Source organism: Xanthobacter tagetidis, assembly GCF_003667445.1.
GTDB lineage: Bacteria > Pseudomonadota > Alphaproteobacteria > Rhizobiales > Xanthobacteraceae > Xanthobacter > Xanthobacter tagetidis.
In genome coordinates this window covers 33,080-55,545 of the sequence record NZ_RCTF01000013.1, presented here as the reverse complement: position 1 = coordinate 55,545, position 22,466 = coordinate 33,080, and the positions used below count along the sequence as shown (strand labels likewise).

Genomic DNA, 22,466 nt, shown 5'->3' with positions numbered 1-22,466 from the left:
AACGCCGCCCGCAATGCTGCGGCCGCAGCAGGTTGCGGGCAGCGGCGCGCAGGTTTCAGCCCTTCTGGTCCGCGTCTTCGTCTTCCTCGTCTTCCTCGTCTTCCTCTTCGTCCGCGAACTCGTCGAGTTCGAGCGCCTCGAGCGCCACCACGGGGAGGGTCTGGGAGCGGAACTCGCCCACCTCGTCGGCGTACCAGAACACCTTCACCTCGTCGCCCTCGACGCCGACCACCGTCAAGGCCGGGCTGCCGGATTTGAGCTGCACGATGTCACCCGGTCCAAACGCCATGGCTTCCTCCCCGGATCGCGCGTCCTTCGCGCGGTCCCCGAGGCTTAGCCGGGCTTCGTGACGGCCCGATCACAGCGCGCCGGTCACGGCCATTTCACCACCGGCGGCATGGAGGAGAGGATCGAGTCCACGTTGCCCCCGGTCTTCAGCCCGAAGATGGTGCCGCGGTCGTAAAGCAGGTTGAATTCCACGTAGCGGCCGCGGCGGATGAGCTGCTCCTCGCGCTCGGCCTCGCCCCAGGGGGTGGCGAAGTTGGCGCGCACGATCTTCGGGTAGATGTCGAGGAAGCTCTCGCCCACCTGCCGGGTGAAGGCGAAGTCGTCCTCCCAGCCGCCGGTGCCGGCGGCGGCGCTGTCGAGATAATCGTAGAAGATGCCGCCGATGCCGCGCGCCTCGCCGCGGTGCTTCAGGAAGAAATAGTCCTCGCACCAGGCCTTGAAGCGGGCATAGTCCGCCACCGTGTGGCCGGCGCAGGCCGCTTCCATCGCCCGGTGGAAGGCCACCGTGTCCGGGTCCTCCTGGGTGCGGCGGGCCATCAGGGTCGGGGTCAGGTCCGCCCCGCCGCCGAACCACGCCTTGGTGGTGACGACGAAGCGGGTGTTCATGTGCACCGCCGGAACGTGCGGGTTCGCCATGTGGGCGATCAGCGAGATGCCGGAGGCCCAGAAGCGCGGGTCCTCGGCGGCGCCGGGAATCTGGCCGCGGAATTCGGGCGCGAACTCGCCGAACACGGTCGAGGTATGCACCCCCACCTTTTCGAACAGCCGCCCGCGCATGAGCGCCATGGTGCCGCCGCCGCCCGGCGCGCCGGAATGGTCGGTGCGTTGCCAGGGCCGCTTTTCGAAGCGGCCGGGGGCGCCCGCATAGAGCGCGGGGTCGGCCGCGTCCTCCAGCGCCTCGAACGCGGAGAGGATGCGGCCCTGCAGCGCCTCGAACCAGGCGCGGGCGCGGGCTTTGCGGTCGTCGATCTCGGGCGGCATGGGCTCTCGCAGCAAGGACACGTCCCCGCCGGATCGGGCGGGCCCAGCGTTTGTAGAGCGCGCGCGGGGGAAATTGAAATGCCGGGCTTCCGGCGCGCCTATGCCACGGCCTCGGTGCGCGGCGCCGCCGCCGCAGCGGTGCCGAACCGCGCGGCGGCCGCGGCATAGAGCCGGTCGTCGAGGGTGGTGTGGGGCGCGAGCGCCTCCGCCAGCGCGGGGCCGAGCGGCACCGGATCGACCGCCTCCAAAGCGGGATGCTCCTGCGCAATGCGGTCGGTCACCTGGAAATGGGCAATGCTGCCCGGCGCCGGAAGGCCGAGCGCGGCGAAGATGCGCGCCACCGACAGGTCCATGTGCTCCACCAGGCCGAACGCGGCCATGGTCATGAGGTTGATCTGCGCCGTGGCGAGCGCCTGCTCGGGCGCCCGGTCAGCCGGCGCGGCGCCATAGGCGGCGGCCGGGTCCAAGGCGTCCCACCGCTTCTGCGGCAGCGGACCGGAAAGCTGGCGCACGATGGCATTGTTGATCGCCGGGTGGCGCGCCAGCGCCTCGTGGCGGAAGAACGCCACGGGATCGAGGCGGCGCGCCAGGGCGGCGAGGCGCCCGCCCGCGCCATCGGCGGCCGCGGCCGCCGGCGGGTGGGCGCGCAGGAACCGGTAGAGCGAGACGAGACGCTCGGCCGGCCGGCGCAGCAGGGTGACGACCGAGACCTTGTGGCCGGGAATGAGCCTCAGGCTGGGGAAGTCGAAATGGCCGGAAAAGAACCGGCAGCGCCCCAGCGCTCCCGCCGGCCAGTTGGCGAGGCCGTTGTGGCGCTCGGGACAGGCGGTGTCGGCGAAGTGCGCCATCAGCGCCATGTGGAGGCTCGTGCCGGCGCATTTGGGGATGTGCAGGAAGACCACCGCCGGACGCTCAGGATCGGCGTCCGTCGCGTCGCGCGGATCGAGGTCCAGCGCGTGCCTCTCCAGGAATTCTCGGCTGGACATGAGGCGCCGGCGCAGCGTCGCGATATCGGGCAGGTCGCTGTGCGCGCCGATGGCGGCATCGGACTCTGGGTCGCGGCCGAGGATGAACCGGTATCCGGCCACGACGTCGTCTCGGTTGATGGGCATCCCGTCCTCGGGTGAGCCAGACGGCGAAGGGCGCCGCTGACCATTATCGAATTACCACCTCATCATGCCGGCCGATCGGGCGGGAATATGGCGTCATCCCTGCGGCGCCACCGGGCTCCCGACCGGCGGCGGAAATCCGCCGGTCTGGCGCAGCGCCTCGCCGAGCCCCATGGCGGCGCTCACCGCGACGTTCAGCGAGCGCAGGCCGGGCCGCAGGGGAATGGTCACGCGGGCGTCCGCCAGCGCGTGCACCTCCTGCGGCACGCCCTGCGATTCGCGGCCGAACAGCAGCGCGTCGGTGGGGGCGAAGACGAAGTCGGTGTAGCGGGTCTCGCCCGCCGTGGTGAACAGCACCAGCCGCCGCCCCTCCGCCCGCCGGGAGGCCTCGAACGCCGCGAACGAGGCGTGGCGCACGAGGAGGGCCGCGTCGAGATAGTCCATGCCGGCCCGCCGGAAGGCCGCGGCCCCCACCGGGAACCCGGCCGGCTCGATGATGTGCACCGGCACGCCGAGGCAGGCCCCGGTGCGCAGGGTGGTGCCGGCATTCTGGGCGATGTCGGGGCAATAGAGGGCGAGGATCATGGGCGGCCTGTGGGTGCTGTGCGCCGGGAGGGCCGCGGCGCGGCGGTATCCGCGGATTTCCGTGCCAGGACGGCGTGCCGCACGGCCATCATCTGGACAAGATCGGGCGAGGGTGCAATTAGAGGCGCTCGAAGGTGGCGACAGGTGTCTTCAGCCGCCTCTCATGTCTGTGCGCGCTGTCCTGAGGCCGCGCTGCGCGGACGGAAGCGGATTTCAGGATCGGGGAAAGCGCCGTGGCACATACGGAGACGCAGGACACGACGACGCGTCGGGACTTTCTTTACATCGCGACAGGGGCCGTGGGCGCGGTCGGCGTCGCCGGCATGGTGTGGCCTTTCGTCTCCCAGATGCAGCCGGACGCCTCGGTGCTCGCGCTCTCCACCACCGAAGTGGATCTTTCGCCCATCGCCGAGGGCCAGATCGTCACCGTCCAGTGGCGCGGCAAGCCGATCTTCATTTCCCACCGCACCCCGGCGGAGATCAAGGCGGCCCAGGACACCCCGCTGTCCGACCTCAAGGACCCCCAGCCCGATTCCGCCCGCGTGAAGCCGGGCAAGGACCAGTGGCTGGTGGTGATCGGCATCTGCACCCATCTCGGCTGCGTGCCGCTGGGCCACCAGGGCGCCTATAACGGCTGGTTCTGCCCGTGCCACGGCTCGGCCTACGACACGTCCGGCCGCATCCGGGTCGGGCCCGCGCCGCTCAATCTCGAGCTCCCGCCCTACGCCTTCACCACCGACACCAAGATCATGATCGGCTGACGCCTCCCGTCGCCCGGCGCTCGCCGCATCAATTTAAAGGGTTGGATCCCATGGAAGGACATTCCACCTATCAGCCGAAGGGCAAGCTCGCGCAGTGGTTCGAGAGCCGCTTGCCGATCGTCGGGCTGATTCATTCTTCGGCGGTCGCCTATCCGGTGCCGAAGAACCTGAACTACATGTGGACCTTCGGCGCGATCCTCACCTTCATGCTGGTGGTTCAGATCGTCTCGGGCGTGGTGCTCGCCATGCACTACGTGGCCTATGCGCCGGTCGCCTTCGCCCGCGTCGAGCACATCATGCGCGACGTGAGCTATGGCTGGCTGATCCGCTACATCCACGCCAACGGCGCCTCGATGTTCTTCATCGCGGTCTACATCCACATCTTCCGCGGCATGTACTACGGCTCCTACAAGGCGCCGCGCGAGGTGCTGTGGATCCTCGGCGTCATCATCTATCTGCTGATGATGGCCACCGGCTTCATGGGCTACGTGCTGCCCTGGGGCCAGATGTCGTTCTGGGGCGCCACCGTCATCACCAACCTGTTCTCCGCCATCCCGGTGGTCGGGCCGGTGGTCGTGGAATGGCTGTGGGGCGGCTACTCGGTGGGCGATCCGACGCTCAACCGCTTCTTCTCGCTGCACTACCTGCTGCCCTTCATGATCGCCGGCGTGGTCGGCCTCCACATCTGGGCACTGCACCATGTGGGCCAGAACAATCCCGACGGCATCGACGTGAAGAACGTGGCGAAGGACACCGTGCCCTTCACGCCCTACGCCACGATCAAGGACATCTTCGGGATGGTGGTGTTCATCATCTTCTTCTCGTGGTTCATCTTCTACATCCCGAACTATCTCGGCCACTCGGACAACTACATCCCGGCCAACCCGCTCTCGACCCCGGCGCACATCGTTCCCGAATGGTACTACCTGCCGTTCTACGCGATCCTGCGCTCGATCCCGGACAAGCTCGGCGGCGTGGTGGCCATGTTCGCGGCCATCGCGATCCTCGCCTTCCTGCCCTGGCTCGACACCTCCAAGGTGCGCTCGGCCAAGTACCGCCCGCTGTTCAAGCAGTTCTTCTGGATCTTCGCGATCGTCGCCGTGGGCCTCGGCTATCTCGGCGCGATGCCCGCGGAGGGCGGCTACGTGATCGCCTCGCGCATCCTGACCGCCTACTACTTCATCCACTTCCTCATCATCCTGCCGGTGCTCGGCATCGTCGAGCGACCGAAGCCGCTGCCGGCATCCATCGCGGAAGCGGTTCTGGCAAAGGGCGCCAAGGGGGGCGCGGCCGTGGTCACGGGGGCATCCGCTCCCGAGACCCGGGGCTGACGGGCGCGGAGAGAAAGCCAATGACCATTCGCAGCATTCTCTTCGGTGCCGCCGCGGCGGTGCTCCTCGCCTCCTCGCCGGCGCTCGCCGCCGGCGGCGAGACCCCGCGCCCCGAGCGCATGTCCTGGTCGTTCGCCGGCCCGTTCGGCATGTACGACCAGGGCCAGCTCCAGCGCGGCTTCAAGGTGTTCAAGGAAGTCTGCGCCGCCTGCCACTCCGCGAACTTCCTGTATTTCCGCAACCTCGCCCAGCCGGGCGGCCCCGGCTTCACCGAGGCCCAGGCCAAGCAGGTGGCGAGCGAATACCAGATCACCGACGGGCCGAACGATGCGGGCGACATGTTCCAGCGCCCCGGCCGGCTCTCGGACCACTGGCCGGCGCCGTTCCCCAACGACAACGCCGCCCGCGCGTCCAACGGCGGCGCCCTGCCGCCGGACCTCTCGGTGATCGCCAAGGCTCGCTCCTACCACGTGGGCTTCCCGGGCTTCATCACCGACGCCTTCATCCAGTACCAGGAGCACGGCGTGGACTATATCCACGCGCTGCTCACCGGCTACGTGGACCCGCCGGCGGACGCCCACGTGCAGCCGGGCCTGCACTACAACACCTATTTCCCCGGCCACCAGATCGCCATGCCGAAGCCGATCAGCGACGGCCAGGTGGAATACACCGACGGCGCGCCGCAGACGGTGGAGCAGTATTCCGAGGACGTCTCGGCGTTCCTGATGTGGCTCGCCGAGCCGCACCTCGACGCGCGCAAGCGCATCGGCTTCCAGGTGATGATCTTCCTCCTCGTCTTCGCCGGCCTGCTCTATTTCACCAAGAAGAAGGTCTGGAAGAACGTCGCCCACTGACCGGGGCGGCCGAAGCCATATGACCGAAGTGACCGAAGGGCCCCCAGCGGGGCCCTTCGGCGTTTTCGGGAGCGGCGCGGGGCGTTTCGGTTTGCCGGGAGCGGGCGGCTCCCGTTTAATCGGGCGGCCGCGCGCTGTCCCTGCGTGCCGAGGACGAAAGCCGCCCATGACGCCCGACGATTTCGCCGCCGCCATCCGCACCATCCCGGACTATCCCAAGCCCGGCATCCTGTTCCGCGACATCACCACCCTGCTCGGCAACCCGCGCGCCTTCCGCCGGGCGGTGGACGAGCTGGTGCAGCCCTTCGCGGGAGCGAAGATCGACAAGGTGGCGGGCATCGAGGCGCGCGGCTTTATCCTCGGCGGCGCGGTGGCGCACCAGCTTTCCGCGGGCTTCGTGCCGATCCGCAAGAAGGGCAAGCTGCCGCATCAGACCGTGCGCATGGCCTATGTGCTGGAATACGGCCAGGACGAGATGGAGATGCACGTGGACGCGCTCGCCCCCGGCGAGCGGGTGCTGCTGGTGGACGACCTTATCGCCACCGGCGGCACGGCGGTGGGCGCGGTGAAGCTGCTGCGCTCCATCGGTGCCGTGGTGGAGGCCGCCTGCTTCATTGTCGACCTGCCGGACCTCGGCGGCGCCGACAAGATCCGCGCTATGGACGTGCCCGTGCGCACCCTGGTGGCGTTCGCGGGGCATTAGCGGCGCTTTCCCGGCGTTGGCGCGGCGGTCCCGCGGATGCGGTCATCCCCCGGCGGCGCGGCGGAGCCCTGCTCTCTCGCGCGCGGAGCAAGCGCCGGGGCATGACGGGCCGATGCGCCCGCCGCAGACGGTATCGCTTGGCCGCGACGGTAACACGGGGACGCAATTCTTGAATGGATGAGCCCTGCGGAAGGCTTGGGGCGCCTCGCTTCCGCCCCGAAGGCCGTGCTAGGGAGGCGCGAGTGGCGGATGTCCGCCACCCGCACCGGTCGCCGGCCGCGGGCGTCGAAGCAGGGTGCCGCCCCGCCTCCGGCCGGACGACCCACGCGCCGGGCGGCGCCCGCAGGACGCCCGCAGACGCGTCAAGGCTTTATGAGGGCTGACATTTCTAAGAGGGCTGACATGGCTCACACGGCAGCGCCCGACCGGGCGCGCCCCCTTCGCGTCGGTGTCACGGGCATCGGCATCATGGGCTCCAACCACGCCCGCGTGCTCTCCGCCATCGGCGGCGCCGAGCTGGTAGCGGTGGCCGACCCCGACCAGGCCCAGGCCCAGCGGGTGGCGAGCTTCCTCGGCTGCCAGGCGGTGGGCGGCCACGCCGATCTGCTCGCCCTCGGCCTCGACGCGGTGGTGGTGGCGGCGCCCACCCACCTGCACCACCCCATCGCCCTCGACGTGATCGGCGCCGGCTGCGCCGTGCTGGTGGAGAAGCCCATCGCCTCCACCGCCGAGGAGGGCCGCGAGATCGTCGCCGCCGCCAAGGCCAAGGGCGTGACGCTCATGGTCGGCCATGTGGAGCGGTTCAACCCGGCGGTGCGCGCGGTCAAGGACGCGATCCGCGGCGAGAACATCCTCTCGGTCGCCTTCACCCGCGTCGGCCCGTTCCCGCCGCGCATGTCCAATGTGGGCGTGGTGATCGACCTCGCGGTGCACGACATCGACCTGATCCGCTGGATCACCGACAGCGAGATCGTCGAGGTGCAGCCGCAGACCTCCGCCGCGCTCGCCGAGCGCGAGGACATCGCGCTGCTCCAGTTCCGCACCGCTTCCGGCGTGCTCGCCCACATCAACACCAACTGGCTCACGCCCTTCAAGGCGCGCACGGTGCACGTGGCGACCGCCAAGAAGTACGTGATCGGCGACCTGCTCACGCGCCAGGTGACCGAGCATTTCGACTACCGGCCGGACGGCTCCTATTCCACCCGGCATCTGCCGGTGGCCTATGCCGAGCCGCTCCGGGCGGAGCTCGAAAACTTCCTCTCCGCCGTGCGCGCGGGCGTCGCGCCCGAGGTCACCGGCGAGCAGGGCGTCGCCAGCCTCGACATCGCCACCTCCTGCCTCGCCGAGCGCGCCGAGGCGCGCGCCCGCTCCTCGCGCCGCCGCGCCGCGGCGGGCTGAGCCCATCCGTCCCTCCGAGGAATTTTCATGACCGCTTCCGCGACGGCGCCCGCGCCCATCGCCTTCATCGACCTTGCCGCCCAGCGCGCGCGCATCGGCGCCCGCATCGATGCGGCGGTCGCTCGCGTGCTCCAGTCCTGCCGCTTCGTGAACGGCCCGGAGGTCACCCAATTCGAGGAGCAGCTCGCCGCCTTCGCCGGGGCGAAATACGCGGTCTCCTGCTCCAGCGGCACGGATGCGCTGGCGCTCATCCTCATGGCCTGGGGCGTGAAGCCGGGCGACGCGGTGTTCTGCCCCGCCTTCACCTTCTGCGCCACCGCCGAGGTGGTGCCCTATCTCGGCGCCACCCCGGTGTTCGTGGACGTCGACGCCGACACCTTCAACATGGACCCCGAGAGCCTGACGCAGGCGATCGCGGTCGCCATCGAGCAGGGGCTCACCCCGCGCGTGGTGATCCCGGTGGACCTGTTCGGCCAGCCGGCGGACTATGACGCGCTGCTGCCCATCGCCGAGGCGCACGGCCTGAAGGTGCTGTGCGACACCGCCCAGGGCTTCGGCGGAACCTGGAACAACCGGCGCACCGGCTCTATCGGCGATGCCACCGCCACCTCCTTCTTCCCGGCCAAGCCGCTCGGCTGCTACGGCGACGGCGGCGCGATCCTGACCGACGACGCGGATCTCGTGGCGGTGCTGAAGAGCCTGCGCGAGCACGGCCAGGGCATCGACAAGTACCAGAACGTGCGCATCGGCATGACCGCGCGGCTCGACACCATCCAGGCGGCGGTGCTGCTGGAGAAGCTCGCGGTGTTCGAGGAGGAGATCGCCGCCCGCGAAAAGGTGGCGCGGCGCTACAACGACCTCCTCAAGGACGTCTGCCAGGTGCCGGCGGTGGACGCGCGCGCCACCTCGGTGTGGGCGCAATACACCATCCGCCTCGCCCCCGGCCGGCGCGATGCGCTCGCCGACGCGCTGAAGGCCGAGGGCATTCCGACCGCGGTCTATTACCGCCTGCCCATGCATCTCCAGCCTGCCTACAAGCACTATCCCGCCGCCGGCGCCATCCTGCCGGCGTGCGAGATGCTGGCGGAGGAGGTGATCTCTCTGCCCATGCATCCGGACCTCGATGAGGCGACGCAGGACCGCATCGTCGGCGCGGTGCGCCGGGCGCTCGCCGCGTAAGGCGGGGCGGGAGGCCCCGCGCGCCTCAGCGCCGATGGTCAGCCCGATAGCCCGCAGGGCGCTGGAAGCTGCCGGCCCACAGGCCGCGCCGGGCGGCCCGCGCCTCCGCCTCCTCCGCATGATAGGCGCCGAAGGCGACGGCGAGGCCCTGCCGCACCATGAGCGCGCCGAGATCGGCGCCGGCCACCGTGCACTGCGCCAGCGGGCGGTCGTAATCGTCGCGCTCGGAGAAGGTGCAGGCGACGGCGCCCCGCTTCAGCGCCGCCGCGAGCGCGGCCTTCGCCTCCCGCCCGCACGGCCAGTCCTTGCCATCGCGGGTGCAGGTCTGCGCCAGCTCGGGCGCATCCATGCCCTTGAGGCGCACGTGCGCGCCGTCGAGCACGAGGGTATCGCCGTCCGCCGCGCGGGCCGTCCCGGAGATGTCCTCCTTCAGCAGCCAGTCCGCCAGCACGGCGAGGCCAGCCAGCAGCAGCACGGCGAAGACGACGTCGAGGCGGCGCAGGCGCATGGTCGGGAGTGCACTCCAGGGCGGGCGGGACGGCCTCTCGCCGCCGGCGCCATGAGGTCGGATTCGCCGGCGCAGCGCAATCGGTGGAGGAACGGTCCGGCGGGTGGCGCCGTTAACCCATCGTTAACCCTGCAGGCGGACGGTGATCGCGGATATGCGCGCTCCCGCGCCGGCCGGCTCCGGCCCGTGCGGGCCGCGGAGGGCTCCGCCCCATGAGAGGCACGCAGCAACGCCCCGACGGCGGCCCCGCGCAAGGGCCGGTCGCGCCCGCGCGCCGCTCCGCGGCGGGAACCGCATTCCTGGCCGTCGCCGGCCTCTTCCTTGTCCTGACGCTGCTGATCGCCGCCGGAACGGTGCTCGGTGCCGCCGTGCTCGGCGCGCTCGCGCTGCTCGGCGCCGGCATCGCCGTCGGTGCCTATGGCGCGCGCCGGCTCGGCGGCAACCCGTCCGCGCAGCGCGAGGCGGAACTGGCCGCCCGGCTCGCGGCGGCGGAGGCGGCGTCCCGCCGCGCCGAGGCGGAGAGCGAGGCCAAGTCGCGATTCCTCGCCGAGATGAGCCACGAATTGCGCACGCCGCTCAACACCGTCATGGGCTTTTCCGAGATGATGGCGCAGGAGGTGCTCGGCCCGCACCGCATTCCCGCCTATGGCGGCTATGCCCGCGACATCCTCGCCTCGGCGCGGCATCTGCTCGCGCTCGCCGACGATCTGCTCGACCTCGCGCGCATCGAGAGCGGCCACAGGGTGCTGCTGGAGACCTCGGTGCGGCTCGATCTGCTCGCCCGCGAGACCCTCGCCATGATGGCGCCGGAGGCGAAGCGGCGCGGCCTGTCCCTCCATGCGGATGGGGCGCCGCTGCGCCTGTGGGCGGACGAGCGGGCGCTCAAGCAGATGCTGCTCAACCTCATGGGCAATGCGGTGAAGTTCACGCCCGCGGGCGGCGAGGTGCGCCTCGTCTTCGGGCTTCATGACGGCGTGCCCGTCATCCGCGTGGAGGACACCGGGCGCGGCCTTGCCGAGCGCGAGTTGCCGCTCGACGACGCACGCCACCGCGAGAGCCGGGTGGACCTGTCCTCCGGGCGGGGCGCGGGGCTCGGACTCGCCATCGTCGAGGGCCTCGCCGCGCTCCATGGCGGCAGCCTCGCTCTGACGCGGCGCGCCGGCGGCGGCACGCGGGCGAGCCTCGTTCTGCCGGCGGGCAGGGTTCTGGCGCCGGAGCCGCCGGCCGTGACCGGCGCGGCGGCCTGACGGGATCACCCCTCCGAAACGCCCGCCTCGGCGAAGGTCGCCATTCCGGTATGGCACGCCACCGCGGCCTTGATGACGCCCACCGCCAAAGCCGCGCCGGAGCCTTCGCCGAGCCGCATGCCGAGGTCGAGGATGGGCCGCAGCCTCAGCCGCTCCAGAAGCGCGCGGTGCGCCTTTTCGGCGGAGACGTGGCCGGCAAGGCAATGGTCGAGGGCGGAGGGGTCCATGGCGTGGAGCACGGCGGCGGCGGCCGTCACCACATAGCCGTCGAGCACAACGGGCACCTTCTCGTGCCGCGCGGCGAGGATGGCGCCGGCGATCGCCGCCAGTTCCCGCCCGCCGAGCCGGCGCAGCACCTCCAGCGGGTCGGCAAGCTGGCCTTCGTTGAGCGCCACGGCGGCACGCACCGCCGCGATCTTGCGGGCCATCACCGCTTCGTCGGCGCCGGTGCCGGCGCCCACCCAATCCTCGGCCGTGCCGCCATAGAGGCCGTGGCAGACCGCGGCGGCGACCGTGGTGTTGCCGATGCCCATCTCGCCCAGGCACAGAAGGTCCGCGCCGCCGGAGATGGCCTGCATGCCGAAGGCGATGGTGCCGGCGCAGGTGCGTTCGTCGAAGGCCGGGGCCTCGACGATGTCGGGGGTGGGATGGTCGACCGCCAGCTCGAACACGCGCAGGCCGGCCTCGAAGGTGGCGCAGATCTGGTTCACCGCGGCCTTGCCGGCGGTAAAGGTGTCCATCATCTGCCGCGTCACCGCGGAGGGATAGGGCGAGACGCCGCGCTCGGCCACCCCATGGGTGCCGGCGAACACGACCACCATGGGCCGCAGCACCTGCGGCATCGCCTTGCCCTGCCAGGCGGCGAGATGGGCGGCGATCTCCTCCAGCCGGCCCAGCGCGCCGGGCGGCTTCACGAGATGCGCCTGGCGCTCCCAGGCGGCGGCCCGCGCCGCCTCGTCCGGCCCCGGCATGGAGGCGACGAGGGCGCGGATGTCGTCGAAGGGCAGTCCCGTTGCGGCAGGCGGCGAGGCGGACATGAGGGCGCGGCTCCTTCAGAGCGCGATCCGGACAGATCGATTCAATCTGCCCCCGGGAACCGCCCTCTAGAACGCAGGAAAGAGAAAGCACGGGTCGATCGGCCAATGCTCTCGGCCTGCGCGTTCTAGAGCGCATCGGCCGGCGCGGCAAACCGGCGGGGCGGGCGCCGGCTGGCGCAGGGTCATTTGGAAAGGGGTTTCGCATGTTGGATGCGGCCTCTAGACTGGCGGGACCCGGCCGCATCCCGCGCCGCCTCCGCTTTCCCTCCTCTGCCCGGCCGCTCCCCCGCGCTCCATGACCCGCCTCCGGACCACCTTCTCCCGCCTTCCTGCCTGGGCGCGCACGGCGATCCTGATCGCGCTGTGCCTAGCGGGCGGCCTCGCCTTCCGGGCGGCGCACGTGCCGCTGCCGTTCCTGCTGGGCGCGCTGTTCGTCTCCGCCGCCTTCGGCCTGTCGGGCTTCGAGGTGAAGCTCCACGATGCGTTCCGCCAGGGCGGGCAGGCGGCGGTGGGCTTCTCGGTCGGGCTGTTCTTCACCCCGCCGGTGGCGCTGCGCCTCCTGGAACTGGGCTGGCTGATGGTGGCGACGGGCTTCGCCTCGATCCTCGCCGCTTTGTTCCTCGCCCGCGCGCTGGCGCTGTTCGGGCGCTGCGACCGGCGCACGGCCTTCTTCTCGGCCATGCCGGGCGGGCTCGCCGAGATGGCGGTGCTGGCCCACACGTTCGGTGCCTCCACCACGCTGGTCTCGCTCGCCCAGAGCCTGCGCGTGGTGCTGATCGTGCTCATCATCCCGCCCGCCATGACACTCGCCATCGGCGGGGAGCGCCACCATCTGGCGGAACTGCCGGCGCTGGAGCCGCATCTTCTGCTGCTCGGGCTCGCCCTGTGCGTGCCGCTGGCGCTGGGGCTGCGGCGGCTGAAGATCTTCAACCCGTTCCTGCTGGCGGGCCTCGCGCTCGGCATGGGGATGGCGCTCGTCATCGCCCGGGCGACCCATGCGCCGCTCCTCGTCACCGCCGGCGCCCAGCTCGCCATCGGCGCAGCGCTCGGCTGCCGCTTCCAGCGCGACCAGATCCGCCACGTGCTGGCGACGCCGTTCCTGCCGGCGGCGGCGGTGACGACCCTGCTCCTGATGGCGGCGAACGTCGTCTTCGCCGCGCTCGCTCTGCACTATGTGGCCTTGCCCACCGGCGTGCTCGCCATGGCGCCGGGCGGCATCGCCGAAATGTCGCTGACCGCCGAGGCGCTGGGGCTCGCCCCGCCGCTGGTGGCGGCCTGGCAATTGGTGCGCATCCTCACCGTGGTGCTGCTCACCGGGCCGCTCTACCGGCTCTATGAGCGGATTTCCGCACGGTGAAGGCGGCGGAGTTGGCGCGCCGCGAGAGGGGCGCTAAGGTCCGTTCCATGATGTTCATGTCCACCTTCTTTCCCCTCGTCTGAGCGGCCGGCGCCGGCACGGCGCATGCGCAGCCAACGGGAATGACGGCCCCGCACCGCGGCGGCCGCAGGGAGATATTGGACATGGGACACCTATCCTCGGGCCTGAGCGCGGCTCAGATCGAGCATTTCATCGAACAGGGATATGTGCGGCTTGACGGAGCCTTCGATGCCGGGCTTGCGCGGCAGGCGCGCGCGGCGCTGTGGGCGCAGATCGGCCTTTCGCCGGACGCACCCGAGGGCTGGACGCGGCCGGTGGTGCGCGTCGGCTTCATGGCGGGCGCGCCCTTCGTCGCCGCGGCCAACACCGACCGGCTCCATGGCGCCTATGACGCGCTGGCGGGTGCGGGCCGGTGGGTCAGGCCGGCCGGGCTCGGATCGTTCGCGATCCGCTTTCCCTCGCCGGACGATCCGAGGGACGCCGGATGGCACGTGGACGTGAGCTTCGGCACCGAGAACCCCGACTTCATGCAGTGGCGCGCCAATGTCGTCAGCCGCGGGCGGGCGCTGCTCATGCTGTTCCTGTTCTCGGACGTGGGGCCGGATGACGCCCCCACCCGGCTGCGCGCGGGCTCGCATGCCCACATCGCCCGTCAGCTCCTGCCGCGGGGCGCGGAGGGGATGACCCTCGCCGAGCTCGCGGCGGACGGCTTCGCCTCGACCGCGCACTGCCCGCAGGTGCTCGCCACCGGCGCGGCGGGAACGGTCTATCTGTGCCACCCGTTCCTGGTGCACGCCGCCCAGCCGCATCGGGGCACGCGGCCGCGCTTCCTCGCCCAGCCGCCGCTCCTGCCCGCCGGTCCGTTCGATCCGGCGCAGGCGCCCTCGCCGGTCCAGCGCGCCATCCGCCGCGCCTGCGGCCTCGCCTGAGGCCGTCGCCGTCGGGCCCGGCTCTGCCGCCGGGCCGGATCAGCCGATGATGCCCTGCTCCTTCAGGAAGGCGAGCATGATGGCGCGCGACGCCTCCGGCTGCTCGATCTGCAGCAGGTGGCCGCCGCCGGGGACGGCGGCATAGTCGAAGCCGTTCTCGGTGCCGAGCGCGCGGTTCGAGAAGGCGGTGGGCGGGGTGCCCTTCATGTCGGGATCGGCGGCGATCAGCTTGGTGGGGCCGCGAAACTCCGACGCCATCGGCCACAGGTCGAGGGTCAGCGCCTGGAGATAGATCGCCGCCTCCAGCTCGCGCGGCAGCACGGTGGCAAAGCCGCCCTTGCCGTCGGGCCGGAGCGTCGCGTTGGCCATGTCGACGCGCGCTTCGTCCACCCAGCGCGCCTGGGCGCGGCCCTCGCGGAAGCTCGCGATCAGATCGTCGACGCTGGCATAGGTCTCCTGCCGCTCCATGGCCCACTGCACCAGCTTCACCTCGAACTGGCGCATGGGCTCGAACAGCGTGTGTCCCTCCGGCGGCACGCTCGGCGGGTCGAACAGCACGAGCGCGTCCCACACCCAGCCCTGTTCCACCGCGTGCTTCATGGCGGCGCGGGACGAGAAGGAGTGGAACACGCCCACCGTGGTCTTGTGCCCGTAGCGGCGCACGATCTCGGCGCGGATCTCGCCCACGTCCAGCGCCAGGCGCTGGTAGTGATGGGCCGAGCGGCGGCCCACCGGGCTCTTGCCGTGGTTGCGCATGTCGTAGAGGAACACGTCGAAATCGGCCAGCAGCGGCTCGAAGAACACCCGGTAGCCGTCGATGGCGAAGCCGTTGCCGTGGGTGATGAGCAGCCGCACGCCGTGCGGGTTGCCGACGCGGCGGCCCACCACCTCGGCCCCGTCGCTCATGATGAGGGTGAACGGCTCTTGGGTCGTCATGGCGTGTCCTTCGGGGTGCTTGAACTGCGTTTGCGGCCGGGACCGGCCCGGCTCCCTCTCCCGCGTGCGGGGGAGGGTTGGGGAGGGGGAACGAGGCGTCTCCGCTGCGGAGCAGCGTGACGTCTTGCGGCGGCTTGCCCCCTCCCTGGCCCTCCCCCGCAAGCGGGAGAGGGAATGGCGCGGGCTTCGCAGCCGTGCTCCGTTCAGCTCCGCGCGCTCAATGCCGCGCGAGATAGTCCGTCACGGTGGCGATGAAGGCGGGCGGGTTCTCGGCCGGGGTGATGTGGCCGGCGTCGGGGATCACCGCATGCTCGGCGCCGGGGATCTTGGCTGCCGCCTCGGCGAGGATCGCCGGCGGGGCGCCCTTGTCCTTCGCGCCGCCGAGCACCAGCACGGGCACGCGGATCTCGTGGAGGCGCGGGCCGTAGGAGAGCGTCTTCAGCGCCTCGCAGCAGCCGGCGTGGCCGACCGGGGTCGCCTTGCGGATCATGGCGCGCACCTTGTCCAGCTCCGGCGGGTTCTTGGCCCGCGTCTCGGGCGTGAACCAGCGCTCGATGGAGGGCTCCACCACCGCCTCCATGCCGCCCTCGGCGGCGAGGTCGATGCGGTGCTGGAAATAGGCCGCATAGTCCGGCGGCGCATCCGGGCGCGAGTCGCAGGCGATGAGCGTGATGATCCGGTCCGGATGGTTCATGGCGAGGCCGTAGCCCAGCATGCCGCCGATGGAGAGCCCCACCCAGTGGGTCTTCTCGATGCCGAGCGCGTCGAGCAGGCCGATGGCGTCCGCCTCAAGCTCCGGGAAGGTGTAGGGGCCGGGCACCGCCGGGCTGTCGCCGTGGCCGCGCTGGTCGTAGCGCAGCACGCGGTAGCGGTCCTTGAGGCTCGCCGCCACGGCGTCCCACAGATGCAGATTGTTGGCGAGCGCGTGGGAGAAGGTCACCCACGGCGCGCCCTCGGGACCGTCGATCTCGACGTTCAGCTCGGTCCCGTTCCTGGTCTTCACAAGCATGTCGGCCTCTTTATCTGAAACAGCTTATCCCGCTTCCCGTTATTCCCCGGCGTGTCCGGCGAACCCGCCCTGCGGCGCGGCCCGCGCCCCGCGCGGCGGGCGCGGCCGGCCCCGTGGAGGCCCCGGACGAGCCGGGGCATGGCGGCAGGTGCAGTAAGGTCAGCTGTTGTCGCCCACATAGGTGAGGTCGTCGGAGATCTTCAGCTCGATGAGCACGTTCTCCGGAGCGCTCTCGGGCGCGAGCATGGAGCGGTGGGCGATGCCCTTGGGGATGAAGAGCATGTCGCCCTCCTTCATGATGCGGGTGCCCATCTCGGTCTCCCACTTCAGGGAGCCCTTCACGCAGAAGATGATCTCGTGGGCGTCGATGTTGCGGTGCCAGAAGCCCATGTCTTCCTTCGACCGCTTGGAGAGGTCCACCTTCACCTTGTCGGAGGTGTAGAGGCGCAGCGGCGTGCCGTCCGCCTTGTTGCGGTTGGACGGCTGGAAGTGCTCGGAGAAGATGTTGAACATGCGGAAGATGTCCGCATTCTCCAGCACGCCCTCATTGGCGATCGGGCTGTCCTTGTGGGCGAGCACCACGTTCTTGCCGAAGATGGTGACGACCTCGCGCTTGATGTCGCTCATGAAGTTTCCTCCTGAAAGGGCGTTGCCCGCCGATTAGCGGTTGAGAAGGTGGAAGCGGGTGATGCCGTCATTGCCCACGAGGCGCTCGGCCTCGCCGAGCTCGACGAGATGATTGAGGTGGGCGATGGCCTCGCCCATGGCGAAGCCGAGCTGGTGGCCGTCCAGCGGGCGCGAGAACATGGCGGCGAGGCAGTCGCCGGCCGACGCCGTGCCGCCGTGGGCGCGGATCGCGTCGCGCACCGTGTCGAGGCGGGCGTGGTGGTGCTCGCGCAGCACGGCGATGCGGTCGTTCGGGCCCTGGAACGGGTCGCCGTGGGACGGCAGCACCAGGAAGTCGGCGCCGACGCGCTCCTCCATGCGCCCGAGCGAGGCCATGAACTCGCCCAGCGGGTCGGCCTCCGGCTCCACCTGCCAGACGCTGACATTGGTGGTGATCTTCGGCAAAAGCTGGTCGCCGGAGATGTAGACCTTGCGCTTCGGGCAATAGAGGCCGGCGAGGTCCGGCGAGTGGCCGCCGCCGGTGAGGATGTGCCAGTCGTCGCCGCCGATCTGGAGCGTGCCGCGGTCGGCGATGCGGCGGGCGGCCTCCGGCAGTGCCACGCCGTCGGAATAGGGCAGCACCTCGGCGTCGAACTGCGCCACCTTCTCCGGTGCGGCGCCGTTGCGGGCGTAGAAGCGCGAGCGCGAGGCGATGTCGTCGGTGAAGCTGTCCTTCACCGCGAGGTTGGCGCACATCCATTCGAGCTGGGTCATGTGCGGGCGCACGTTCCAGCGCTCGGAGATGTAGCGGCAATTGCCGGAATGGTCCGGGTGGAAGTGGGTGACGATGAGGCGCGTCACCGGCTTGCCGCCGAGCACGGTGCGCCACGCCTCCTCCAGCGCCTCCTGCACGCGCGGCTCGCCATAGCCGCAATCCACCTGGGTCCAGCCGTCGCCGTCGCGGATCAGCCAGACATTGACCTGGCGCAGGCCGCGGAACGGCACCGGCGTGTCGAAGCGGATGATGCCGTCCGCCACTTCGGTGATGCGCGCGAACGGGCGGTCGATCTCCGCGAACGCGGGCGAGGCGTGGGTCTGGGCGCTGGTGTGTGCGCTTGCGGGCGCGATGGTCTCGGCACTCATGCGGCGTTCTCCGTGGCGTCGCCGCGCAGCGTGCGGGCGGCCTCCATCACCGCGGCGACGATGGGGGCGTAGCCGGTGCAGCGACAGATGTGGCCGGACAGGGTATCGCGAACCTGGTCCTCGGTGGGCGCGGGATTGCGCGCCAGGAAGTCGGTGAACGACATCAGGATGCCCGGCGTGCAGAAGCCGCACTGCAAGGCGTGGTGCTTGCGGAAGGCGGCCTGGAGCGCGTTGAGCGCCTGCTCGCCCGGGGCGAGGCCCTCCACCGTGCCGACGGAGCGGCCGTGCGCCTGCACCGCCAGCGTGAGGCAGGAGCGCGAGGCGGCGCCGTCGAGCAGCACGGTGCAGCAGCCGCACACGCCGTGCTCGCACCCCACATGGGTGCCGGTGGCGCCCGCCACCTGGCGCAGGAAGTCGCTCAGCAGCATGCGCGGCTCCACATGGCCGGAGACCGGGCGGCCATCCAGCTCGAACGTCACGAGCGTGCGCTCGCCGGGGGCTATGCGGAGCATGACAGGGCCTCATCGATCACGGGCCGGGCGAGCCGGCGCACCAGATCGCGCCGGTAGCGCGCGGTGGCGTGGATGTCCTCGAAGCCGCCCAGCTCGGCGGCCAGCGCATCGACGATGTCGTCGAGGCGGGAGAGATCGGCGCGCGGGATGGTGCGCACCGCCGGCCGGTCGGCGACGCCGCCGATGCCGAGGTCGATGGCGTCCGCACGGGCGCGGGCGGCGAGCGAGACGATGGCGAAGTCGCCATGGCGCCGCGCCACCTCGCGGAAGCCGGTGCCCTCGCCTTTGGCGCCGAGCGGGAAGCGCACGGCGGTCACCAGTTCGTCCGGCTCGCGGGCGGTGGAGAGCAGGCCGCGCTGGAACTCGGCCGCCTTCAGCACGCGGGTGCCGCGCGTGGAGCGCAGCACCACCTCGCCGCCCAGGAGCGCGAGCGAGAGCGGCAGCTCGGACGAGGGGTCGGCATGGGCGATGGAGCCGCAGACCGTGCCCTTGTTGCGGGTCTGGAAGTGGCCGACCCAGGGCAGCGCCTTGGCGAGCAGCGGCACCTCCTGCGCCAGCTCGGGGCGCGACAGCACGCGGTTCTGCGTCACCGCCGCGCCGATCTCCAGATGGGTCTTGGTGCGGGTGATGGCGGACAGCTCCGGCACGCGCGAGATGTCGACGATGGCCTCGCAGTCCACGAGGCGCAGGTTGAGCATGGCGATCAGCGTCTGCCCGCCGGCCATGACGCGGGCGGCCTCCTTCCATTCGGAAAGGGCCTCGGCCGCCTCCGCCACCGTGTCGGGGCGGAGATAGGTGAAGGGACGGGGCTTCATTGGGGCTTCCGGAGCGCGGAGGTGAGGCGGTTCCACCAGGAGGCGGACGGCGCGCCCGAGGACGCGCCGAGGCGCGATGCGAAGCGCTCGAAGAACTGGCGGATGACGAGGTCGGCGGCGCCGTCCAGCAGGCGCCCGCCGATGGCGGCGGCGCGCCCGCCCACGGCCACCTCGTAGTCGTAGGAGATGCGCGTTCCGCCCTCGATGGGCTCCAGGCGCAGCATGCCGGCGCCCGAGGCGTCGCCCAGCGGCCCGGTGATGCCGCCGGACAGGCGGCCCGAGCGCTCGGGATCGAGGTCGGACAGCCGCACCTCGGCGCGGAAGCGGCCCTTCACCGGCCCGACGCCCAGCGAGACCTCGGCGCGGTAGTCGTTCTCGCCCACCACGTCGAGCGCATGGCAGCCGGGAATGGTGGCCTTCAGGTTCTCCGGATCGAGCAGCGCGCGCCACACCTGCGCCACCGGCGCGCCGATGGTGACGGCGCCCGAGCCGGTCAGCTCGCGCGCGCCCTCGCGCTTGGCCGCGGTCGCGGCGGTGGAGGTCGCCTTCGCCTGGCGCGGCGGGGTCTTTTCGGGGCCGGCCATGAGGGCGTGGAGCCGCATGGGCGTGACCGGCAGCGGCACGTGCTCGATGCCCAGCGCGTCCGCCACCGCATTGGCGATGCACACCGGCGTCGACATGCAATTGCCCTCGGCGAGGCCCTTAGCGCCGAGCGCGGTGAACGGGCTCGGGCTCTCGATGTGCAGGAGCTCGATCTCCGGCACCTCGGTGACGGTGGGGATCAGGTAGTCGGCGAGCGTGCCGGTGAGGAAGCCGCCCTTGTCGTCGTAGCGGAACTCCTCGTAAAGCGCCGTGGCGAGGCCCTGCACGAAGGCGCCGCGGATCTGCCCTTCCGCGATCAGCGGGTTCAGCAGCCGGCCGGCGTCGTGCATGGAGACGTAGCGGTCGACCCGCACCTCCCAGGTGTCGGGGTCGATCTCGACGCCGCACATGTCGAACACGAAGCCGTAGGCCAGCGACGTGTTGATGCGGTCGTCGCCGGAGGGCGGCTCCAGTTCCGGCGGCGCCCAGGTGGCGGTCTCGCGCAGGCCCGGCGCCATGCCGTCCGGCAGCATCACCGGCGACCAGTGGGCGGTGCCGGCGACGCGGGCGAAGGCGAGGCCGTTGTCCGGGTTGGTCTTCGAGCGGATCATGCCGTCGACGAACTCGATGTCCTCCGGCAGCACGTTGAGCTGGTTGGCGGCGATGCGGGCGAGCTTGTCGCGGATAGCGCCGGCGGCGTGGTGCACCGCCACCGCGGTGCCGGGGGAGAAGCGGCAGGAATAGGTGCCGGCGGCGATGGACCACTGGTCCTTCACCGTGTCCATCTCCAGGTTCACCACCACGTCGTCCATCTTCAGGCCGAGCTGGTCGCACACGATCTGCGAGATGACGGTCTCGTGGCCCTGGCCCTGCACCGTGAGGTCGGCGGTGACCGAGACCGTGCCGAGCGGGTCGACGTTCACCGTGGCGAGCGAGACCGCGCCGTTCTTCGGCCCGGCGCGCTCGCGCGCGCTCGCCGGGATCATGGTGGAGAGGTAGCCCATGTTCGACATGGAGGGCTCGACCACGGCGGCGAAGCCGATGCCGTAGTGCCGGCCCTTGGCGCGGGCGGCGTCGCGCCGGCGCTTCAGGTCTTCGAGCCGCCCCTCGCCGGTGGCGATGTCGACGCACAGCGGGTAGTCGCCGGAATCGTAGAGCGCGCCCGCCGCCGCCCGGTAGGGGAAGGCGCCGGAGGGGACGAGATTCTTCCGGATCACGTCCAGCACGTCCATGTCGAGCGCGAGCGCGATGCGCTGCACCAGGCGTTCGAGACCGAGATAGAGCTGGGGCCCGCCGAAGCCGCGGATCAGCGCGGCGGGCGCCTTGTTGGTGAGCACCACGCGGTTGACCACGTAGAGGTTCGGGACGTCGTAGGCGCCGGTGGTGGCGCCGTGCATGCGGTAGAGCGGGCCGGGCATGGGCGCACGCAGGAAGGCGCCGTAGTCCTCCATCTGGTCCATGCGCAAGGCGGTGATGCGCCCGTCGTTCTTTACCGCCGCCTCGATGTGGGTGACGCGGTTGGGGCCGGAGCTCGCCGCGAGCAGGTGCTCGTAGCGGTCCTCCACCCACTTCACCGGCCGGCCGGAGATGCGCGCGGCAAGGCCCATGAGCACCACGAAGGGGAACACCGAGAGCTTGATGCCGAACGAGCCGCCGGAATCCGCCGGGGTGCGCAGGCGCAGCTTGGCGCCCGACACGCGCAGCGCGCGCGCCATCACCGGATGGGCGCTGAACGGGCCCTGGAAGTTGGCGAGCACGTCGAAGCTGCCGTCGGAGGGGCGGAACTGCGCCACCACCACGAAGCATTCCATGGGCATGAAGGAGTTGCGCGGATAGTCCACCCGCAGCTTCACCACCTTGTCCGCCTCGGCGAAGGCCTTGTCCGGGTCGCCATAGGTGAAGTCGCGGCGCGACACCTCGTTGGACTTGCAGTCGGGATGCACCAGCGGCGCGCCCTCGGCGACCGCCTCCTCGGGATCGACGATGGCGGGCAGGGGCTCGTAGGCGATGTCCACCAGCTCGCTGGCGTCCTCGGCGATGTAGCGGTCCTCGGCCAGCACCAGCGCCACCGGCTCGCCGACGAAGCGCACCCGCTCCACCGCCAGCGTCCATTGCGGGATCGGCTGCTTGAGCGCCACCAGGAACGGATCGGACAGGCGCGCCACGTCCTCGCCCGTGAGCACCGCGTGGACGCCCGGCAGCGCCAGGGCGCGCGAGACATCTATGCGGCGGATCAGGCCGTGGGGTATGGGTGAGCGCACCACGTAAGCGTGCAGCGTGCCGGCGGGGGCGGGCACGTCGTCGGCATAGCGGCCGCGGCCGCGCAGGAGCGCTTCGTCCTCCTTGCGCGGGATCGGCTGACCGAGAGGGGAGGAGGACTGCCGGTCCTTTGCTCGGGGCGGGCGGGACGGCGCTTCAGCCTGCGCGCTGCGAATGGCTGGGGCGGACAATGCAAACCTCCGGGACGGCGACTGAAATCAGCGGGTAACATGGCGACGGAGATTGTGTAAAGTAATTTCGTATCATAATACGAATATGCTACGGAACGTGGGCTCGCCGTCGCCCAGTGAAAGGT

Annotated in this window: 22 protein-coding genes; 9 read left to right on the top strand and 13 right to left on the bottom strand. The window is 71.0% G+C overall.

Annotated features, from left to right (window positions below):
* Window positions 1–55: 55 nt before the first annotated feature.
* The 4 genes from D9R14_RS15530 to D9R14_RS15515 all read right to left on the bottom strand — a co-directional run bounded on the left by D9R14_RS15530 (window position 56) and on the right by D9R14_RS15515 (window position 2,963).
* Window positions 56–289: a YodC family protein gene (locus D9R14_RS15530; RefSeq protein ID WP_121624256.1), complete on the bottom strand. Its 234-nt coding sequence runs from the start codon at window positions 287–289 to the stop codon at window positions 56–58.
* Window positions 290–372: 83 nt separating this feature from the next.
* Window positions 373–1,269 carry an oxygen-dependent coproporphyrinogen oxidase gene (gene hemF / locus D9R14_RS15525; RefSeq protein ID WP_121624255.1) on the bottom strand — a complete coding sequence of 299 codons (897 nt, stop codon included), beginning with the start codon at window positions 1,267–1,269 and terminating at the stop codon, window positions 373–375.
* A gap of 98 nt (window positions 1,270–1,367) precedes the next feature.
* On the bottom strand, window positions 1,368–2,381 hold the full coding sequence (locus D9R14_RS15520; RefSeq protein ID WP_121624254.1) for a sulfotransferase family protein: 1,014 nt from the start codon (window positions 2,379–2,381) through the stop codon (window positions 1,368–1,370).
* Window positions 2,382–2,474: 93 nt separating this feature from the next.
* A complete protein-coding gene (locus tag D9R14_RS15515) occupies window positions 2,475–2,963 on the bottom strand; it encodes a tRNA (cytidine(34)-2'-O)-methyltransferase (protein WP_121624253.1) in 489 nt (162 codons plus the stop codon).
* Window positions 2,964–3,196: 233 nt separating this feature from the next.
* Here D9R14_RS15515 and petA point away from each other — a divergent pair, with 233 nt between their 5' ends.
* The 6 genes from petA (at window position 3,197) to D9R14_RS15485 (ending at window position 9,189) form a co-directional block, all read left to right on the top strand.
* On the top strand, window positions 3,197–3,724 hold the full coding sequence (gene petA, locus D9R14_RS15510; protein ID WP_121624252.1) for a ubiquinol-cytochrome c reductase iron-sulfur subunit: 528 nt from the start codon (window positions 3,197–3,199) through the stop codon (window positions 3,722–3,724).
* A 50-nt stretch (window positions 3,725–3,774) separates the two neighbouring features.
* The gene (locus D9R14_RS15505; RefSeq protein WP_121624251.1) at window positions 3,775–5,055 is read left to right on the top strand and encodes a cytochrome b; all 1,281 of its coding nucleotides are present in this window, start codon (window positions 3,775–3,777) and stop codon (window positions 5,053–5,055) included.
* A gap of 20 nt (window positions 5,056–5,075) precedes the next feature.
* Window positions 5,076–5,909, top strand: coding sequence for a cytochrome c1 (locus D9R14_RS15500; RefSeq protein WP_121624250.1), 834 nt, complete (start codon window positions 5,076–5,078; stop codon window positions 5,907–5,909).
* 166 nt (window positions 5,910–6,075) lie between these two features.
* Window positions 6,076–6,612 (top strand): adenine phosphoribosyltransferase, encoded by a 537-nt coding sequence (locus tag D9R14_RS15495; protein ID WP_121624249.1) that lies wholly within the window; start codon window positions 6,076–6,078, stop codon window positions 6,610–6,612.
* Window positions 6,613–7,014: 402 nt separating this feature from the next.
* A complete protein-coding gene (locus D9R14_RS15490) occupies window positions 7,015–8,010 on the top strand; it encodes a Gfo/Idh/MocA family protein (protein WP_121624248.1) in 996 nt (331 codons plus the stop codon).
* Between the two features lie 27 nt (window positions 8,011–8,037).
* Window positions 8,038–9,189: a DegT/DnrJ/EryC1/StrS family aminotransferase gene (locus D9R14_RS15485; RefSeq protein WP_121624247.1), complete on the top strand. Its 1,152-nt coding sequence runs from the start codon at window positions 8,038–8,040 to the stop codon at window positions 9,187–9,189.
* Window positions 9,190–9,214: 25 nt separating this feature from the next.
* Here D9R14_RS15485 and D9R14_RS15480 read toward each other — a convergent pair whose 3' ends face one another.
* Complete coding sequence (locus D9R14_RS15480) at window positions 9,215–9,697, bottom strand: thermonuclease family protein (protein ID WP_245420827.1); 483 nt, start codon at window positions 9,695–9,697, stop codon at window positions 9,215–9,217.
* A 212-nt stretch (window positions 9,698–9,909) separates the two neighbouring features.
* Between D9R14_RS15480 and D9R14_RS15475 the strand changes: the two genes are divergently transcribed.
* Window positions 9,910–10,944 carry a sensor histidine kinase gene (locus tag D9R14_RS15475; protein ID WP_121624246.1) on the top strand — a complete coding sequence of 345 codons (1,035 nt, stop codon included), beginning with the start codon at window positions 9,910–9,912 and terminating at the stop codon, window positions 10,942–10,944.
* Window positions 10,945–10,949: 5 nt separating this feature from the next.
* On the opposite strand, the gene cobT is transcribed toward D9R14_RS15475, so the two are convergent.
* Window positions 10,950–11,981, bottom strand: a complete 1,032-nt coding sequence (cobT, locus tag D9R14_RS15470) for a nicotinate-nucleotide--dimethylbenzimidazole phosphoribosyltransferase (protein WP_121624245.1) — start codon at window positions 11,979–11,981, stop codon at window positions 10,950–10,952.
* 295 nt (window positions 11,982–12,276) lie between these two features.
* Between cobT and D9R14_RS15465 the strand changes: the two genes are divergently transcribed.
* Complete coding sequence (locus D9R14_RS15465) at window positions 12,277–13,338, top strand: AbrB family transcriptional regulator (protein WP_121624244.1); 1,062 nt, start codon at window positions 12,277–12,279, stop codon at window positions 13,336–13,338.
* A gap of 164 nt (window positions 13,339–13,502) precedes the next feature.
* Window positions 13,503–14,288 (top strand): phytanoyl-CoA dioxygenase family protein, encoded by a 786-nt coding sequence (locus tag D9R14_RS15460; protein WP_121624243.1) that lies wholly within the window; start codon window positions 13,503–13,505, stop codon window positions 14,286–14,288.
* Between the two features lie 39 nt (window positions 14,289–14,327).
* Here D9R14_RS15460 and D9R14_RS15455 read toward each other — a convergent pair whose 3' ends face one another.
* The 7 genes from D9R14_RS15455 to D9R14_RS15425 form a co-directional block, all read right to left on the bottom strand.
* Window positions 14,328–15,224 carry an alpha/beta fold hydrolase gene (locus D9R14_RS15455; protein WP_121624242.1) on the bottom strand — a complete coding sequence of 299 codons (897 nt, stop codon included), beginning with the start codon at window positions 15,222–15,224 and terminating at the stop codon, window positions 14,328–14,330.
* A 217-nt stretch (window positions 15,225–15,441) separates the two neighbouring features.
* On the bottom strand, window positions 15,442–16,233 hold the full coding sequence (locus tag D9R14_RS15450) for an alpha/beta fold hydrolase (protein ID WP_121624241.1): 792 nt from the start codon (window positions 16,231–16,233) through the stop codon (window positions 15,442–15,444).
* Between the two features lie 159 nt (window positions 16,234–16,392).
* Window positions 16,393–16,860 (bottom strand): cupin domain-containing protein, encoded by a 468-nt coding sequence (locus tag D9R14_RS15445; RefSeq protein ID WP_121624240.1) that lies wholly within the window; start codon window positions 16,858–16,860, stop codon window positions 16,393–16,395.
* Window positions 16,861–16,893: 33 nt separating this feature from the next.
* Window positions 16,894–17,982, bottom strand: coding sequence for an MBL fold metallo-hydrolase (locus D9R14_RS15440; protein ID WP_121624239.1), 1,089 nt, complete (start codon window positions 17,980–17,982; stop codon window positions 16,894–16,896).
* Window positions 17,979–18,494, bottom strand: a complete 516-nt coding sequence (locus D9R14_RS15435) for a (2Fe-2S)-binding protein (protein WP_121624238.1) — start codon at window positions 18,492–18,494, stop codon at window positions 17,979–17,981. Before D9R14_RS15435 ends, D9R14_RS15440 begins: the two co-directional genes overlap by 4 nt.
* Complete coding sequence (locus tag D9R14_RS15430) at window positions 18,482–19,309, bottom strand: FAD binding domain-containing protein (protein WP_121624237.1); 828 nt, start codon at window positions 19,307–19,309, stop codon at window positions 18,482–18,484. Before D9R14_RS15430 ends, D9R14_RS15435 begins: the two co-directional genes overlap by 13 nt.
* Complete coding sequence (locus tag D9R14_RS15425; protein WP_210313796.1) at window positions 19,306–22,341, bottom strand: xanthine dehydrogenase family protein molybdopterin-binding subunit; 3,036 nt, start codon at window positions 22,339–22,341, stop codon at window positions 19,306–19,308. The genes D9R14_RS15430 and D9R14_RS15425 overlap by 4 nt, the downstream gene beginning before the upstream one ends.
* Window positions 22,342–22,466: the final 125 nt, after the last annotated feature.